Origin of the sequence: Pseudomonas libanensis (assembly GCF_001439685.1) — a bacterium.
In the GTDB taxonomy this organism is placed as follows: Bacteria; Pseudomonadota; Gammaproteobacteria; order Pseudomonadales; family Pseudomonadaceae; genus Aquipseudomonas; species Aquipseudomonas libanensis.
The window spans coordinates 192,353-208,949 of record NZ_JYLH01000006.1 but is presented as its reverse complement, the minus strand read 5'-3'; the positions used below and the strand labels follow the sequence as shown (position 1 = coordinate 208,949).

13 protein-coding genes are annotated in these 16,597 nt (G+C 60.2%); 1 reads left to right on the top strand and 12 read right to left on the bottom strand.

The window, feature by feature from the left end; genetic code table 11:
- Positions 1 to 269 precede the first annotated feature (269 nt).
- The gene (locus tag TU73_RS11880; RefSeq protein WP_057012347.1) at positions 270 to 1,439 is read left to right on the top strand and encodes an MFS transporter; all 1,170 of its coding nucleotides are present in this window, start codon (positions 270 to 272) and stop codon (positions 1,437 to 1,439) included.
- 79 nt (positions 1,440 to 1,518) lie between these two features.
- On the opposite strand, the gene TU73_RS11875 is transcribed toward TU73_RS11880, so the two are convergent.
- The 12 genes from TU73_RS11875 to TU73_RS11820 all read right to left on the bottom strand — a co-directional run bounded on the left by TU73_RS11875 (position 1,519) and on the right by TU73_RS11820 (position 16,420).
- Entirely contained in the window at positions 1,519 to 1,734 is a 216-nt protein-coding gene (locus TU73_RS11875) for a DUF3079 domain-containing protein (protein ID WP_046072064.1), read from the bottom strand.
- 113 nt (positions 1,735 to 1,847) lie between these two features.
- Positions 1,848 to 2,543 carry an anaerobic ribonucleoside-triphosphate reductase activating protein gene (locus TU73_RS11870; protein ID WP_057012346.1) on the bottom strand — a complete coding sequence of 232 codons (696 nt, stop codon included), beginning with the start codon at positions 2,541 to 2,543 and terminating at the stop codon, positions 1,848 to 1,850.
- On the bottom strand, positions 2,540 to 2,707 hold the full coding sequence (gene nrdD, locus TU73_RS29485) for an anaerobic ribonucleoside-triphosphate reductase (RefSeq protein ID WP_043051191.1): 168 nt from the start codon (positions 2,705 to 2,707) through the stop codon (positions 2,540 to 2,542). Before nrdD ends, TU73_RS11870 begins: the two co-directional genes overlap by 4 nt.
- Before the next feature lie 32 nt (positions 2,708 to 2,739).
- Positions 2,740 to 4,755: a ribonucleoside triphosphate reductase gene (locus TU73_RS11860; protein WP_057012345.1), complete on the bottom strand. Its 2,016-nt coding sequence runs from the start codon at positions 4,753 to 4,755 to the stop codon at positions 2,740 to 2,742.
- A gap of 182 nt (positions 4,756 to 4,937) precedes the next feature.
- Positions 4,938 to 5,930: a GTP 3',8-cyclase MoaA gene (gene moaA / locus TU73_RS11855; RefSeq protein WP_057012344.1), complete on the bottom strand. Its 993-nt coding sequence runs from the start codon at positions 5,928 to 5,930 to the stop codon at positions 4,938 to 4,940.
- 25 nt (positions 5,931 to 5,955) lie between these two features.
- Entirely contained in the window at positions 5,956 to 6,915 is a 960-nt protein-coding gene (locus TU73_RS11850; RefSeq protein ID WP_057012343.1) for a peptidylprolyl isomerase, read from the bottom strand.
- A gap of 10 nt (positions 6,916 to 6,925) precedes the next feature.
- Positions 6,926 to 7,606, bottom strand: coding sequence for a respiratory nitrate reductase subunit gamma (gene narI, locus TU73_RS11845; protein ID WP_057012342.1), 681 nt, complete (start codon positions 7,604 to 7,606; stop codon positions 6,926 to 6,928).
- Positions 7,599 to 8,354: a nitrate reductase molybdenum cofactor assembly chaperone gene (narJ, locus tag TU73_RS11840; protein ID WP_057012458.1), complete on the bottom strand. Its 756-nt coding sequence runs from the start codon at positions 8,352 to 8,354 to the stop codon at positions 7,599 to 7,601. Before narJ ends, narI begins: the two co-directional genes overlap by 8 nt.
- 2 nt (positions 8,355 to 8,356) lie before the next feature.
- Positions 8,357 to 9,895, bottom strand: a complete 1,539-nt coding sequence (gene narH, locus TU73_RS11835; RefSeq protein WP_043051186.1) for a nitrate reductase subunit beta — start codon at positions 9,893 to 9,895, stop codon at positions 8,357 to 8,359.
- A gap of 1 nt (position 9,896) precedes the next feature.
- A complete protein-coding gene (locus TU73_RS11830; protein ID WP_057012341.1) occupies positions 9,897 to 13,670 on the bottom strand; it encodes a nitrate reductase subunit alpha in 3,774 nt (1,257 codons plus the stop codon).
- A gap of 70 nt (positions 13,671 to 13,740) precedes the next feature.
- Complete coding sequence (locus TU73_RS11825) at positions 13,741 to 15,138, bottom strand: NarK family nitrate/nitrite MFS transporter (RefSeq protein WP_057012340.1); 1,398 nt, start codon at positions 15,136 to 15,138, stop codon at positions 13,741 to 13,743.
- A complete protein-coding gene (locus TU73_RS11820) occupies positions 15,116 to 16,420 on the bottom strand; it encodes an MFS transporter (protein WP_057012339.1) in 1,305 nt (434 codons plus the stop codon). Before TU73_RS11820 ends, TU73_RS11825 begins: the two co-directional genes overlap by 23 nt.
- Between the last annotated feature and the right edge of the window lie 177 nt (positions 16,421 to 16,597).

Genomic DNA, 16,597 nt, shown 5'->3' with positions numbered 1-16,597 from the left:
GATATACCACCCTGCTACGTATTACAACTAACCAAACCGTTCACCCGGGATTGATACTCCTGTCATCAACACGTGACTAATGCCCGCCAATAGTCTTAAACAGAGACTTTTATAGTATTTCTCATCTCTCTGTCAGCACCGCACTATCACCGCCACTTTTGCAAGAACGAGTTCCAGGCATCACCACGGCAGTCGGTTCATGACGACGCCAACTTAGTGCACTTGCACCGGCTGGATCCCCGATTCATGCACCGACAAGGAGACGCTGAATGCCAGCCGTCATCTACATTTTTTCGCTCTGTACTTTTACATTTGGCTTGTCCGAGTTCGTCGTGGCCGGCCTGGTGTCGGCCATCTCGGTGGATCTGCATGAGTCCATCTCGCACGTCGGCTCAGCCATCGCGGCCTATGCTTTGGGCGCCGCCATTGGCGCCCCGATCATTACGGCCCTGTTGGCCAACTGGCGCGACAAAACCGTATTGCTGCTGACCCTCGGCGTGCTTGCTGCTGGCAGCGTGGTCATCAGCCTGGCGCCTGATATTCTGACCCTGCATGGCGTACGTTTCATTATCGGCCTGGCCCATGGGGTATTCATGGCCGTAGCCTCCAACGCCGCGGTCAAACTGGTCGACCCGATACGCGCAGGGCGAGCGCTATCGCTGGTGTGGATGGGGCTGACCCTTTCGGTCGCCTTTGGCGTGCCTATCGGCACCTTCCTCGGCAGCTACTGGTCATGGCGCATCGTGTTCCTGGCCATCGGTGGCCTGGGCCTCATCAGCACCGCAGGCCTGGCGCTTCTGATGCGCCGGCGCCGCCTTTGCTCGACTCACCAAGCCACAGACCTGAAACAAAGCTTCGCGGCCCTCTTGCACCGCGAACTGTTGGTGGCGGCTACGATCGCGATGCTGGTGAGCGTGGCGACTTTTTCATTCTTTACCTTCGTTTCGCCGTTCCTGCTGGATATCACCCGTGTGCAGCCGCAGATCCTGAGCCTGGCGATGCTGGTGTTTGGTGTCTGCTCCATTCTCGGCAATTTGCTTGGCGGCTATCTCGTAGATGCATTCGACGCCGATCGATGTTTGCTCGGTGGGTTGACGGCGTTGATGCTTAACCTGTTGAGCTTGTACGTGTGGGGCGACTCGATGATTGCCACGTTAATGCTGGTGGGGTTATTGGGTGTGGTGTTCTTTGCCATCGTGACCATGTCGACCCTGCGCCTGCTGCGCCTGGCACACCACTATGTTGCGCAATCCAGTAGCGTGGCTTCAGGACTTAATATTGCTGCGTTCAACCTCGGAACCGCATTGGGTGGCATCGGCGCAGGCTGGATCATTACCCATTTCGGGCTCGCCTTTATACCGATTGCCGGCGTAGGTGCTGCGTTGGTGGCCATCGGCATACTTTCCCTGCAGATGAAAAGCAAGCTGAGACCATCGTAAAAAAGCCTGCGGTCCGAGGGATGCCGAGAGCGATGCTGGTGGGCGAAAGCTGCGGTGAACGACTGCCGCCGGGTTTGACCTACGACTGGCGTTCATCCGCCGCCTTGTCGGTGACGATAGGTCGCTCGATTCCCCAGTCACCGGGCACGCACCAATCTTCGCCAAACAGTTCGGCTGGGTGCATCGTACGCTCGGAGCCATTGCCGCACGCCAATGACTTGGCCGGGCAATAGCGGTCGCACCCCCAACAGATTCGTTCGGGGTGGCTGGGGTTGACGGGGAAGTGCTTGGCCATGCCGATCTCCGATCATTGAGAGGCGTTTGTACAACCTACAGCTTGCGTGCGAAGCCATCCTTGACGGATATCAAGCTTTCAACCTCGAATAAAGGTTTTATCCGTCGCCTCGATTACCTCCGCAACACGAACGCTGGAAACAACTCGCGCATGGCCGCCCAAAGATCCGCAAGCAAGGCAGGTGCCAGCACACTCGGCAGCTGAGGATCAAACATCTGCTCGGTGCGTACCAGTTGCACGGCAAAGCGTTTGACCCCCAGTTCACTCAAGCGCTGCGCCAGGGTCAACAGACCTGCCGGCTTGAACAGATGCCAATGCACGGTGGTACGGCATTCGTAGTCCACCCCACTGGCCAGAAGATGCTCAAGGCTGCGCCAGTTCGCTGCTCCACTGCCTTCGACCCGAGTGATTGCCTGGCAATCCTCGGGCAACGCCTTGACATCGAAACCGACCCAATCGGCACCGGTCAGCGCTTTGGCAAAGGCTGTTGGCTTGATGCCGGCACTGTGAAGACCGATGCGAAAGCCCATCGCCCGCACTTCGTCCATGGCGCCCAGTAAACCCTCTTGCAAGGTCGGCTCACCGCCGCTGAACACCACCGCATCGAGCAGGTCCTGCCGGCGTTGCAGAAACGCCAATACCCGCCGCCAATCGACTTCGTCAGTGCCGCGAGGCGGGATCAACTGCGGGTTATGGCAGTAACGACAACGCCAGGCACACCCCTGGCAAAACAACACACAGGCGAGCTGCCCCGGATAGTCGATGGTGGTCAGGGGCACCATGCCCCCAACCCGCAGCGCTCGACTCATTGGCGAGCGGCCAGCGCCGCGCTTTCAGTGAAGTGCACCCGCTCACGGTGCTCGGACTGTTTGCCCGGATTGAATGCCGATACCGGACGGTGATAACCCATTACCCGAGTCCAGACTTCGCAGCGTTGACGTTGAGCCTGGGGCAGTGTTTGCGATGCTGTCATGGTGAAGCTCCTTACGATTGAGTGGATCGAAATCAATGAACGGTGCCGGGTTGCTGTTCTTTCAACAGCAGGACCTCGTCACATTTGGGACAGAACTCGTGCTCGCCATCGAGGTAACCGTGCACCGGGCAGATGGAGAACGTCGGGGTCACGGTCAGGTACGGCAGGCGGAAGCGTCCGAGGGCTTTGCGCACCAGTTGCTTGCAGGCTTGGGTCGAGGAAATCCGCTCGGCCATGTACAGATGCAAGACCGTGCCCCCGGTGTATTTGCATTGCAGTTCGTCTTGCAGTTGCAGGGCTTCGAAGGGGTCGTCGGTGTAGCCCACCGGCAGTTGCGAGGAGTTGGTGTAATACGGCGCTTGCAGCGTGCCGGCCTGGAGGATGTCGGGGTACCGTTTGAGGTCTTCCTTGGCGAAGCGATAGGTGGTGCCTTCCGCCGGGGTCGCTTCCAGGTTGTAGAGGTGCCCGGTTTCTTCCTGGAAACGCAGCAATGTGGCGCGCACATGGTCCAGCAGCTTCAGGGCGAACTGGCGGCCCTGTTCGGTGTGCGTGCCCTCTTTGTCAGCGGTGAAGTTGCGCAGCATTTCATGCAGGCCATTGAGGCCGATGGTGGAGAAATGGTTGCGCAAGGTACCCAGGTAGCGCTTGGTGTAAGGGTACAAACCGGCATCCATATGGTGCTGGATGACCTTGCGTTTGACTTCCAGGCTCTCCATCGCCAACTCCATCAGCGAGTCCAGCCGCTTGAGCAGACCGCTGGTGTCGCCCTTGAACACATAACCCAGGCGCGCGCAGTTGATAGTCACCACGCCCAGCGATCCTGTCTGTTCCGCCGAGCCAAACAAACCGCCGCCGCGCTTGAGCAATTCGCGTACATCCAGCTGCAACCGGCAGCACATGGACCGCACCTGATTGGGTTGCAGATCGGAATTGAGGAAGTTCTGGAAGTACGGCAGGCCATAACGGGCCGTCATTTCGAACAGGCGGTCAGCGTTCTCGCTGTCCCACGGAAAGTCATGGGTAATGTTGTAGGTCGGGATCGGGAAGGTAAATACCCGCCCTTTTGCATCACCGGCCTGCATCACCTCGATGTAGGCGCGGTTGAGCATATCCATTTCAACTTGCAGGTCGCCGTAGGCAAACGGCATTTCCTCACCACCGATGACAGGGATCTGCTCGCGTAGATCCTGCGGGCACACCCAGTCGAAGGTCAGGTTGGTGAACGGGGTCTGGGTGCCCCAGCGCGACGGTACGTTGAGGTTGTAGATGAATTCCTGGATCGCCTGGCGAACCTGCGCATAGCTCAATTGATCCTTACGCAGGTACGGCGCCAGGTAGGTATCGAACGAGCTGAAAGCCTGGGCACCGGCCCATTCGTTTTGCAGCGTGCCGAGAAAATTCACCATCTGCCCCAGGGCACTGCTCAAGTGCTTCGGCGGCCCTGCTTCGACACGCCCCGGCACGCCATTGAGCCCCTCGTGCAACAAGGTCCGCAGCGACCAGCCGGCGCAATAACCGGCCAGCATGTCCAGGTCGTGCACATGCAGGTCAGCCTCGCGATGGGCCTGGCCGATGGCTTCGCTGTACACCTCGTCCAGCCAGTAGTTGGCAGTGACCTTGCCCGACACATTCAGCACCAGCCCGCCCAGGGAGTAGCCCTGATTGGCGTTGGCCTGGACCCGCCAGTCTTCACGGTCCAGGTATTCGTTCATCGACGTCGCCACTTCGACCAGGGTCCGCCGGTCACGGCGCAAACGCCCGTGTTGTTCGCGATAGACGATGTAGGCCCGCATGGAAAGGAAATAACCGGCGTCCATCAGCACCCTTTCAACGCGGTCCTGGATTTGTTCGACATGCAGCCTGGACAAGCCTTCCAGCCGCGCCAGTACCGCCTGCAGCAGTCCTTCGGCCTCGACCTCGGTATATTCCCCGGTGGCCTTGCCCGCCGCGATCAATGCCTGACGGATTTTGTCCGCATCGAAGGCGACCAGGGTGCCGTCGCGCTTGTGCAAACGGGTACATCCCACTGAAACCAGCGTGCTCTGCATTAAGCCTCCAAACACTACATATAGGTATTTAATAAACAAAAAACACAATATGCAGTGAAGACTACGGGCAATAGGCGGTTTTGCAATTGATCAATATCAAGATTGTGAGGCAAAAAACCGCCCTCAGGACCGGTGACGAATACATGGCCAACGAGGGTTCACGGTGGCTCGGCGTATCCCGTTCAGCCGCCACTCATGTTCATGAAGCGCACTACCTGCACCTCGCCGCCAGGGTTGAAGTCGTGGCGCAATGGCTTGCCGTGCAGGGCTTTGTGCACGGCGTCGATCAGCGGTTGATCGTCCAGCGGATAGCGGCGCAGCAAGCCACGCAAATCCAGCGCGTCGTCCTGCCCCAGGCACAGCAACAGCTTGCCCTCAACGGTCATCCGTACCCGGTTGCAACTGCCACAAAAGTTGTGACTGTTGGGTGAGATGAAGCCGATGCGGGTATCGGGATGGCGTTCCAGGCGCACGTAGCGCGCCGGCCCCCCGCTGTTTTCGGCGCTGTCGAGCAGCCGGTGCCGACTGGCGATCAGCGTTCGCACCTCATCGCTGGAGCAAAACGCTTCGCCCCGCGAGCGCCCAACGTCGCCCAGGGGCATTTCTTCGATGAAACTGATGTCGATGCGTTGCCGGATGGCGTACTGCACCAACCCCAGCACTTCATCGAAGTTGCGCCCCTTCATCACCACGCAGTTGAGCTTGATCCGCTCAAACCCCGCGCCGCGCGCCGCTTCAATGCCGCCCAGCACTTGGTCGAGATCGCCGTTGCGGGTGATCGCGCGAAATTTCTGCGCGTCCAGGCTATCGAGGCTGATGTTCATGCGCTTGACGCCCGCCTCCGCCAACGGCCGGGCCAAACGGCCCAGTTGCGAGCCGTTGCTGGTCATCACCAGTTCGCGCAAACCCGGCAAGGCGGCGATATTGCGGCATAAATCGACAATGCCGGGACGGATCAGCGGCTCACCGCCGGTCAGGCGAATCTTGCGTACGCCGAGGCCGACGAACAGCCTCGCCAGGCGCTGCAACTCCTCCAGCGTCAGGACCTGCTGGCGCGGCAGGAACGTCATGTTTTTCGCCATGCAATACACACAGCGAAAATCACAACGGTCCGTCACCGACATCCGCAGATAGTCAATCTGCCGTCCAAAACCATCCTGCATGACCGCGTTCATCACTTCTCCCGTTGCCCCCAAAGGCTCACTGCACCAGTGGTGAGTCGGCACCCTGTAAATGGATGCCGCGAATATCCGCCGCGCCGATCAGGGTTTGCAGGTATTGCACCAGGGCTTTTTGCCAGACGCCTTGCTGCAACTGCGTGCGGATCGCCGTCGACACCACTTCATAGGGCAACGGCATGCCTTCGATCCGCTGATCGACACTGACCACGTGCCAGCCGTAACGGCTTTCCAAAGGTTTACTGGCCAGCCCCGGTGCCAGGGTGAACAGCTGGCGTTCCAGTTCGGGCACGGTCTGGCCCTTGCTGATCTGCCCCAAGGAACCGCCCTGAGCCTTCGACGGGCAGGCCGAATACTTCACCGCCAACTCGGCAAAACTGCCGGGGAGGTCCGCCAGCCGTTGCAGCAGGATTTCAGCCTGGGCATGCGCAAGTGCACGGGCCTCGGCATCGTCCGGCGCACATTCAAGCAGGATGTGCCGCACGGCCAGCAACGGCGCGCTGTGAAAGCGCCCGCGGTTGTTTGCGTAATAACGAAGGCTGGTTTCTTCGTCGCACTGCGGCACATGCACCTCACGCTCAAGCAACAAGCGCGTGGCTGCTTCTTCTTCATTCTCACCGGCGCCGATCTGCAGCGACACACCGAGTTCGGCAATGCGTTGCTGCAACAACTCGCGGATCACCAGCGCTCGAGCGGCCTGATAGACCGCCTCCTCGCGGGTTGGCGCCGGGTGATATTGCAACTCCTGGGCCAGCGCCTGTGGGGTGATCGATACCTCATTGACGCTGATGATCGGCCACTCCTGCTCGCTGCTGGCGATCAACTGCGCCGGGGCGTCATCGGCCGCTGGCGCAACCGGCAGCTCGTCAACCTGCACCACACCGGTCGGCGCGATATCCACCACATCGGCCTCGCCTTTTTTTGAAGAACCGCAGCCACCGCTGCCCCCGTTACCGCCGCCACATCCACATCCACCTGACATGATTGTCTCCTCAGAATTTCTGCCGAACGATTTGATAGCGACGCCCCAAGTACCAGACCGGTGCGCTGATCATGTGTACGAGACGGGTGAAGGGAAACAGCACGAACAAGGTCAAGCCGAGAAACACATGCAGCTTGTAGGTCAGCCCGACGGGCGCGATAGACGCCGCCGCTTCCATTGGCCTCAGCAGCACAGTGTTCTGCGCCCAATCGGCGAGCATCACCATCACCGAGCCGTCCATGTGGTCGGTGGACGCGACGATCGTCAGCAGGCCGAGCAGCAATTGCGCGAGCAGCACCAGCAGGACCAAGATGTCCGACGGGCTGGAAGTGGCGCGAACCCGTGGGTCGGTCAGCCGCCGCTTGATCAGCATCAGCAACCCCACCAGGCATAACAGGCCGAACACCCCACCGGAAACCATCGCCAGTAACTGCTTGCTCTGCGTGCTGATCACATGGTGGTAGACCGATGCCGGCGTCAGCAGGCCGACGAAGTGCCCGGCCAGCACGAACAACACGCCGATATGGAAAAAGTTACTCGCCACGCGCATGCCGCGCTGGTTGAGCATCTGGCTGGAGCCGGCCTTCCACGTGTACTGCGACAGATCGAAGCGTGCCCAACTGCCAATCAGGCAAATCGCCAGGGCCACATAAGGGTAAACCCCGAACAGCAAAAGATTCCATTTAGACATTGCCCACCTCCTCGGCTGGCACAGCGGCCAGCCCTTCATGCTGAAAATCGACCCAGTGCAGAGGCACCGCGCTTTCTTCCCGGGCCTTGCCCGGCGCGCTTGGCAGCGAACTGCAACGGTCCTGCTGTTCCGCCTGCAGAAAGTCCACGGCCTCTTCTTCCCAGATCTTGTCGAGGGCCTCGAGGGAGTCATCGCGCGGTTCTGCGGCGACCTGTTCGCGCAGGTCAGCCACCGCTTGATGGGGCTCGGCCCCGGCGATCTGCAGCAACGCCCGGAAACAACTGGCGTAAGCGCTTTCACGCTCCTCCAGGCGCGCCGCAAGCAAGGCCAGCAAATGCGCCACATCCGCCAGGCCTTCGCGGGCCTCGATGTCTTCGCGGGTCGAGAGGAATTCCAGGTACAGCGGGATATAGTCCGGCAGCTCCTTGACGCCGATGGCAAAACCGGCGGCTTCGTACTGGGCCATCATGTCGACCATCGCCTGGCCACGGTCACGGGACTCGCCATGTACGTGCTCAAACAACAGCAGCGACAGCGAGCGCCCGCGGCCGAACAGCGCACCGTAGTGCTCCTGCCCGTCCATCAGGTCATTGGCGCAGATCAGTTCCAGCAACTCGAACAATGCGCCGCGTTGCGTCGGGCTGATTTCCCGGGACTGGACAATCGCTTGCTCCAGCTCGTCGCGACCGCCCGTCAGTGCCTCCGTCGGGTAGTCGAGCAGCAGCGAAATCACTTTGAGAATTTGCATGCTCATTGCTCCCACACCTGCACGGTTTTGAGGATGTCGCGGCGGTTGGCTTTCTTCGCCCCAAACAGGTTGGTGTCGGAGCTGCCGCTGCAACCGCTGCCGAAACTGAAGCCGCAACCGGAGCGCTCGGCGAAGGCGTCGCTCATGGCATCTTCACGGTGGGCACTCGGTACCACGAAGCGGTCTTCATAGTTGGCAATCGCCAGGTAGCGATACATCTCTTCGACCTGGGCCACGCTCAAGCCGACATCCGCCAGCACTTGCAAGTCCTGCACGCCATCGACTTGCTCGGAACGCTTGTAGGCGCGCATCGCCAACAAGCGTTTGAGCGCACGCTTGACCGGTTTTTCATCGCCCGCCGTCAGCAGGTTGGCCAGGTACTTGAGTGGAATGCGCAGGCTGTCCACATCCGGGATCACCCCGTTCATGCCCACGGTGCCGGCAGTGGCGGCGTTCTGGATCGGCGAGAGCGGCGGCACATACCAAACCATCGGCAAGGTGCGGTATTCCGGGTGCAGCGGCAGCGCGAGCTTCCAGTCCACGGCCATCTTGTAGACCGGCGAGCGTTGCGCCGAGTCGATCACCGACTGCGGAACACCATCGGCCAAGGCCTGGCGGATGACCGCCGGATCGTTCGGGTCGAGGAAGATCTCCAGTTGTTTTTCGTACAGGTCCTGCTCGTTGGCGGTGCTGGCGACTTCGCTGATACGGTCGGCGTCATACAGCAGCACCCCGAGGTAGCGGATACGGCCGACACAGGTTTCGGCGCAAACAGTCGGCATCCCGGCTTCGATACGCGGGTAGCAGAAGATGCATTTCTCGGATTTGCCGCTTTTCCAGTTGAAGTAGATCTTCTTGTACGGGCAGCCACTGATGCACATCCGCCAGCCACGGCATTTTTCCTGGTCGATCAGGACGATACCGTCCTCTTCGCGCTTGTAGATCGCCCCGCTGGGGCACGACGCCGCGCAGGTCGGGTTGAGGCAGTGCTCGCACAGGCGCGGCAGATACATCATGAAGGTGTTTTCGTACTCGCCGTAGATGTCCGCCTGGATCTTGTCAAAGTTCTTGTCCTTGCGACGCTTGGCGAATTCGGTGCCGAGGATTTCCTCCCAGTTCGGGCCCCATTCGATTTTTTCCATGCGTTTGCCAGAGATCAGCGAACGCGGACGCGCGGTGGGCTGGTGCTCGCCCAGCGGTGCGGTGTGCAGGTGCTGGTAGTCGAAGTCGAACGGCTCGTAGTAGTCGTCGAGGCTCGGCAGGTCCGGGTTGGCAAAAATATTCGCCAACACGCGAAATTTTCCGCCGATGCGTGGGTTGATCGTGCCGTTGGCGTTGCGAATCCAGCCGCCCTTCCACTTGTCCTGATTTTCCCATTCCTTCGGATAGCCGATGCCCGGTTTCGATTCAACGTTGTTGAACCAGGCGTATTCCATGCCTTCGCGGCTGGTCCAGACGTTTTTGCAGGTGATCGAACACGTGTGGCAACCGATGCATTTGTCCAGGTTCAGAACCATGCCGATTTGTGAGCGAATCTTCATCTCAGTTCTCCTCGATATCGGTCGGCAGCGGACGCGGCAGGTCATCACCGGACGAACCATCGAGCCAGTCGACTTTGGACATTTTGCGCACCACGACAAACTCATCGCGATTGCAGCCGACGGTGCCGTAATAGTTGAAACCGTAAGCTTGCTGGGCGTAGCCACCGATCATGTGGGTCGGCTTGAGCACGACGCGGGTCACCGAGTTGTGGTGGCCGCCACGGGTCTTGGTGGTTTCGGAACCGGGCACGTTCACGATTCGTTCCTGGGCGTGGTACATCATCACCATGCCGTCCTTGACCCGCTGGCTGACCACCGCACGGGCGGTCAGCGCACCGTTGACGTTGAAACACTCGATCCAGTCGTTGTCTTCAATACCGGCGCTTTTTGCATCGTTCTCCGAGAGCCAGACAATCGGCCCGCCACGGCTGAGGGTCAGCATCAGCAGGTTGTCGCTGTAGGTGCTGTGGATACCCCATTTCTGGTGCGGGGTGATCCAGTTCAGGACGATCTCGATCTCGCCATTGCTGCGCTTGCCCTTCACCCCTTCAATGGTGCGGGTGTTGACCGGTGGGCGATAACTCATCAGTTGTTCGCCGAACGCCTGCATCCACGGGTGATCCTGGTAGAACTGCTGGCGGCCGGTGATGGTGCGCCATGGGATCGCCTCGTGCACGTTGGTGTAGCCGGCGTTGTAGCTGACGTGATCGTCTTCGAGACCCGACCAGGTCGGGCTGGAAATGATCTTGCGCGGCTGGGCCTGGATGTCGCGGAAACGAATTGCCTCGTGGGCCTTGGACAGCGCCAGGTGGCTGTGATCGATGCCGGTGAATTCCGACAGCGCGGCCCAGGCTTTCACGGCGACCTGGCCGTTGGTTTCCGGCGCCAGGGACAGGATCACCTCAGCGGCGTCGATGGCCGTGTCGATTTTCGGCCGACCGTGGCTGATGCCGGCATCGCCTTCGTGGTGGTTCAGCTCACCGAGGAATTTCACTTCGTCTTCGGTGTTCCAGTTGATGCCCTTGCCGCCGTTGCCGTGTTTTTCCAGCAAAGGCCCCAGGGACGAGAACTGCTTGTAGATGTTCGGATAATCACGCTCGACCACATGCAGGTTCGGTGCGTTTTTCCCCGGCACTGGCGCCACTCCTTCACTTTTCCAGTCGGTGCCGCCAAACGGCTGAGCCAGTTCGCCGACGCTGTCGTGCATCAGTGGAAGGGTCACCAGGTCCTGTTCAACGCCCAGGTGCCCTTCGGACATGCTGGAAAACGCCTTGGCAATGCCTTTGTAGATTTCCCAGTCGGAACGCGACTCCCAAGCGGGGTCGATGGCGGCCGACAAGGGGTGAATGAACGGGTGCATGTCCGAGGTGTTCATGTCGTCTTTTTCGTACCAGGTCGCGGTCGGCAAGACGATGTCGGAATACACACAGGTCGAGGACATGCGAAAGTCCAGCGTGGTCACCAGGTCGAGCTTACCGATGGCGCCCTCGTCGACCCATTCGGCTTCTTCGGGCTTGCAGTCGCCGACCTGGCCGATGTCTTCGTTCATCACGCCGTTCTTGGTGCCGAGCAGGTACTTGAGCATGTACTCGTGCCCCTTGCCCGAGGAGCCCAGCAGGTTGGAACGCCAGATGAACATGTTGCGCGGGAAGTTCACCGGGCTGTCCGGCTGCTCGCAGGAGAAGCGCAGCGAACCGTCCTGCAACGACTTGACCACATAGTCTTTCGGGTCCATGCCGGCGGCGGCGGCATCGCGGCAGATGTGCAGCGGATTGGTATTGAGTTGCGGTGCGCTGGGCAGCCAGCCGGCCCGTTCGGCGCGGATGTTGTAGTCCAGGGCGTGTTCGGGAAATTGCGATTTATCGGCCAACGGCGAGAGCACGTCGTGCATGCTCATCTTCTCGTGGCGCCATTGCGAGCTGTGGGCGTAGAAAAAGCTGGTGCCGTTCATTTGCCGCGGTGGACGGTTCCAGTCCAGGCCGAACGCCAGGGGCAGCCAACCGCATTGTGGGCGCAGTTTTTCCTGGCCGACGTAGTGCGCCCAACCGCCACCGGTCTGGCCGACACACCCGCAGAGCATGAGCATGTTGATCAGCCCGCGGTAGTTCATGTCCATGTGGTACCAGTGATTCATCGCCGCGCCGACGATGATCATCGAGCGGCCCTTGGTCTTGTCGGCGTTGTCGGCAAACTCACGGGCGATCTGGATGGCTTTTTCGCGGCTCACGCCGGTGATTTTCTCCTGCCAGGCCGGGGTGCCGGGCACCGAGGCGTCGTCGTAATCCTTGGCGACGTTTTCACCGCCCAGGCCACGATCAATCGCCAGGTTGGCCGCCGACAGGTCGAACACCGTGGCCACTTTAGCGACGCTACCATCGGCCAGCACCACGTTATGCACCGGCACCCGGCGGTATTGCACGGCATCGCCGGCGACGTGCTGGAAGTGTTCGTGGGACTCACCGGCAAAATACGGGAACGCCACTTCGGCGACGTCATCGCCCATCAGGCTCAGTTTCAGATCGATCTCGCGACCTTCGCCACCTTCACGGGCAAGAATGTTCCACTTGCCCTTCTCTCCCCAGCGATAACCGATGGACCCCTGAGGGGACACCAACTCACCGTTGACGTCGAGGGCGATGGTTTTCCATTCCGGGTTGTTTTCCTGGCCGAGGTTGTCGGTCAGGTCACTGGCGCGCAGGAAACGGTCCGGCTGATAGCCTGCACCCGGTGCCTTGTCGACCATTTGCTTGAGCAGCACCAGCACCGGCAAATCGGTGAAACGCTTGGCGTATTCGGTGAAATAGGCGCTCGGTTTGTCCAGGTGGAATTCTTTGAAGATGACATGGTTGAACGCCTGCGCCAGTGCCGCATCGGTGCCTTGTTTGGGGTTCAGCCACAGGTCGGTGAGCTTGGCGACTTCCGAATAGTCGGGGGTAATGGCGACCGTCTTGGTGCCCTTGTAACGCACTTCGGTAAAGAAGTGCGCGTCCGGGGTCCGGGTCTGAGGGACGTTGGAACCCCAGGCAATGATGTAGTTGGAGTTGTACCAGTCGGCCGATTCCGGCACGTCGGTCTGCTCGCCCCAGACCATCGGCGAGGCCGGTGGCAAGTCGCAGTACCAGTCATAGAAACTCAGGCATGCGCCGCCGATCAGCGACAGGTAACGCGAGCCGGCGGCATAGCTGACCATCGACATGGCAGGGATCGGCGAGAAGCCGACAATGCGGTCGGGCCCATATTGCTTGATGGTGTAGACGTTGGCCGCCGCGATGATCTCGTTGACTTCTTCCCAGTTGGAACGAATGAAGCCACCCATGCCACGCTTGCTTTTATAGGAGTCGGCCTTGGCCTTGTCCTCGACGATGCTCGCCCAGGCTTCGACCGGCGCCAGGGTCTGGCGCGCATCGCGCCACAGTTTCAGCAACGGCTTGCGGATTTTCGGGTACTTGAGCCGGTTCGCGCTGTAGATGTACCAGCTATAACTGGCGCCACGCGGGCAACCACGGGGTTCATGGTTGGGCAGATCGTTGCGGGTGCGCGGGTAGTCGGTCTGCTGGGTTTCCCAGGTGATCAAGCCGTTCTTGACGTAGATTTTCCACGAGCAGGACCCGGTGCAGTTCACCCCGTGGGTGGAACGCACGATCTTGTCGTACTGCCAGCGGGAACGGTAGACGTTTTCCCAGTCGCGAGACTCTTTGCGGGTCTCTCCATGACCGTCGGAAAACTCGTTTTGCTTGCGATTGAAAAACCGCAATTGGTCCAGTAAATGACTCACGGTGTACACCTCTCAGGCTTGCTGCGGGGTTCTGTGCCCCGCCCACGCAATGGTTGGATTCGGGTTCGACTCAGCAGGGTGTCGCGGCGCCTTTGCGCGCGTACCACCACCAGGTCACCACGATGCAGCTCAGGTAAAAGCCGACGAACATGTAGAAGGCCATCTCCGGGCCGCCGGTCTGGGCCATCGAAGTGCCGAAGGATTTGGGAATGAAGAACGCACCAAAGGCGCCCATGGCCGAACTGAAACCCAGGACGGCGGCCGATTCCTTGCCGGCGTCCTTGAGCGCTTGTTCGCGCACGGCGGCAGGTTTACCCGCAGCGGATTTTTCATGCAGGGTGCGGAAGATCACCGGGATCATCCGGAAGGTGGAGCCGTTGCCCACGCCGGTGGTAATGAACAGCAGCATGAACATGCCGAGGAAGCCGTAGAAGTTGCCGCCCGATCCGTCCTGGGGCAAAAAGTGCAGCACACCGAAGACCATCACGATCATCAGCACGAAGTTCCACAGGGTCACTTTCGCGCCGCCGAGCTTGTCCGCCAGCCAGCCGCCCAGGGGACGAACCAATGCGCCGACCAGCGGGCCGAGGAACGCGAATTTCAAGGCGATGACGTCCGGAAAGGAGGTCTTGATCAGCAGCGGAAACGCCGCGGAGAAGCCGATGAACGAACCGAAGGTCGCCAAGTACAACCAGCACATCAACCAGTTGTGCTTGCGCTTGAAGATCACCGCCTGTTCGCTGAACGAGGCGCGGGCACTGGACAGATCATTCATGCCAAACCAGGCCAACACCGTCACCAATACAATGAACGGCACCCAAATGAACCCGGCGTTCTGCAACCACAACTGAGCACCGTCCTGCAGCACTTGCGGCTGGCCGCCCAGGAAGCCGAACACGCCAAAAGTAATCACCAGCGGCACGCAGAACTGCATCACCGAAACGCCCAGGTTGCCGAGCCCGGCGTTGAGACCAAGGGCTGTACCCTGCTGAGACTTGGGATAGAAGAAGCTGATGTTGGACATGCTCGAGGCAAAGTTGCCGCCACCAAAACCGCAGAGCAAGGCGATCAACACGAACACGCTGTACGAGGTGCTTGGGTCTTGCACCGCCAAGCCCATCCAGATCGACGGCAACAGCAGTGACGCGGTGCTCACGGCGGTCCAGCGCCGGCCCCCGAAGATCGGCACCATGAACGAATAGAAGACGCGCAGGGTCGCCCCGGACAACCCCGGCAATGCCGCCAGCCAGAACAACTGGTCGGTGGTGAAGCTGAAGCCGATGGCGTTCAACCGCACGATCACCGTGCTCCAGACCATCCACACCGCAAAGGCCAGCAGCAGTGCAGGAATGGAGATCCACAGGTTGCGGGTGGCGGTCTGTTTGCCGCTGCTTCCCCAGAACGCAGGGTCTTCGGGGCGCCAGTCATGGATGACCGGGCCTTTGTCAGGCTTTTGCAGAACGGACATGTTCTTCTCCTTGGGCAATGCTGGAAAACGGGGACGACGTCGCTGGCGGCTGTTTGCCCAGCAGCGGGCGCTTGCGTATTTCGCTGAAGTACATCCAGGTGAGGGAGACCCAGACCACGCCGTACATCAACATGAAGCAGGAAGAGCGCACGCCGGTGAGGTCCACCAGGGCGCCGAACAGGATCGGCAACACAAAGCCGCCCAGGCCGCCCGCGAGGCCGACGATGCCGGACACCGCGCCCATGTTGTGCGGGTAGTCATTGGCGATGTATTTGAAGACCGAGGCCTTGCCGAACGCGAAGGCGATGCCCATGACGAACAGCAGCACGGTGAACAGCGTGGGGTTGAGGCCGATGTGGAAACTGACCGGGCCGTTGATCGACTGCACTTGCAGCTGGGTCTGTGGGTACGAGAGCAGGAACAGGCAGATCCAGCTGACCCACAACACCCACCAGGTCACGCTTTGCGCGCCCCAGCGATCCGACATCCAGCCGCCGACGGCACGCAATACACCGCCGGGCAGGGAGAAACAGGCGGCCAGCAACGCGGCGCTTTGCAGGCTGAAACCGTATTCGCGCACGTAGTATTGGGTCATCCATAATGCGAGGGCCACATAGCCGCCGAAGACGATCGAGTAGTACTGGCAGTAGCGCCACACCGCAGGGTCCTTCAGGGCGCTCAATTGCTCACGCAAACTGGCGCCGGTCGCACTGCGATGGTCCTTGTTTTCTGCACTGAGAAACCAGAACAGCAACGCCGTGACAAAGAGGATGGCGCTAAAGACTTTCGGCACCAGTTGCCAGCTACCCGCGGCGATCAGGGCCGGCGCGAGGAACTTGGTCACCGCAGCCCCCGCGTTGCCGGCGCCGAAGATGCCCATCGCAAAGCCCTGGTTCTCTTTGTCGAACCATTTGGCGACGTAGGCAATCCCCACCGAAAACGAGCCGCCGGCCAGGCCGACGAACAAGCCCAGCACCAGGAACTGCCAGTAAGCAGTGGCGTGGCTGATCAGGTACAACGGTGCGACGCAGGTCAGCATCAGCACCAGGAACACGCTGCGCCCACCAAAGCGGTCGGTCAGCAGGCCCAGGGGCAGACGCGCCAGTGAGCCGGTCAACACCGGGGTGGCGGCCAGCAGGCCAAATTGCGTTTCGTTGAGCTGGAGCAGTTCCTTGATCGGCACGCCGAGCACGGCGAACATCATCCAGACCATAAAACACACGGTGAAGGCCAGTGTGCTCATGCCAAGCACCAAGCCTTGTCGTACACGGGGTTGGGTCACAATGTTCTCCAGTCAGCTAGCCATGCCGGCAGACTAGAGACGCCAACCCTGCAAAAACTTGACCCATGTCAACGAAGCCCAACGGGGCATAGGCCTATGCTTAGCCTGTCTACCTCTAAGGAGGTAGTCCATGGACACCTGGAAAGCCTTTATTTATCAGCTTCTTAAGGTTTTACA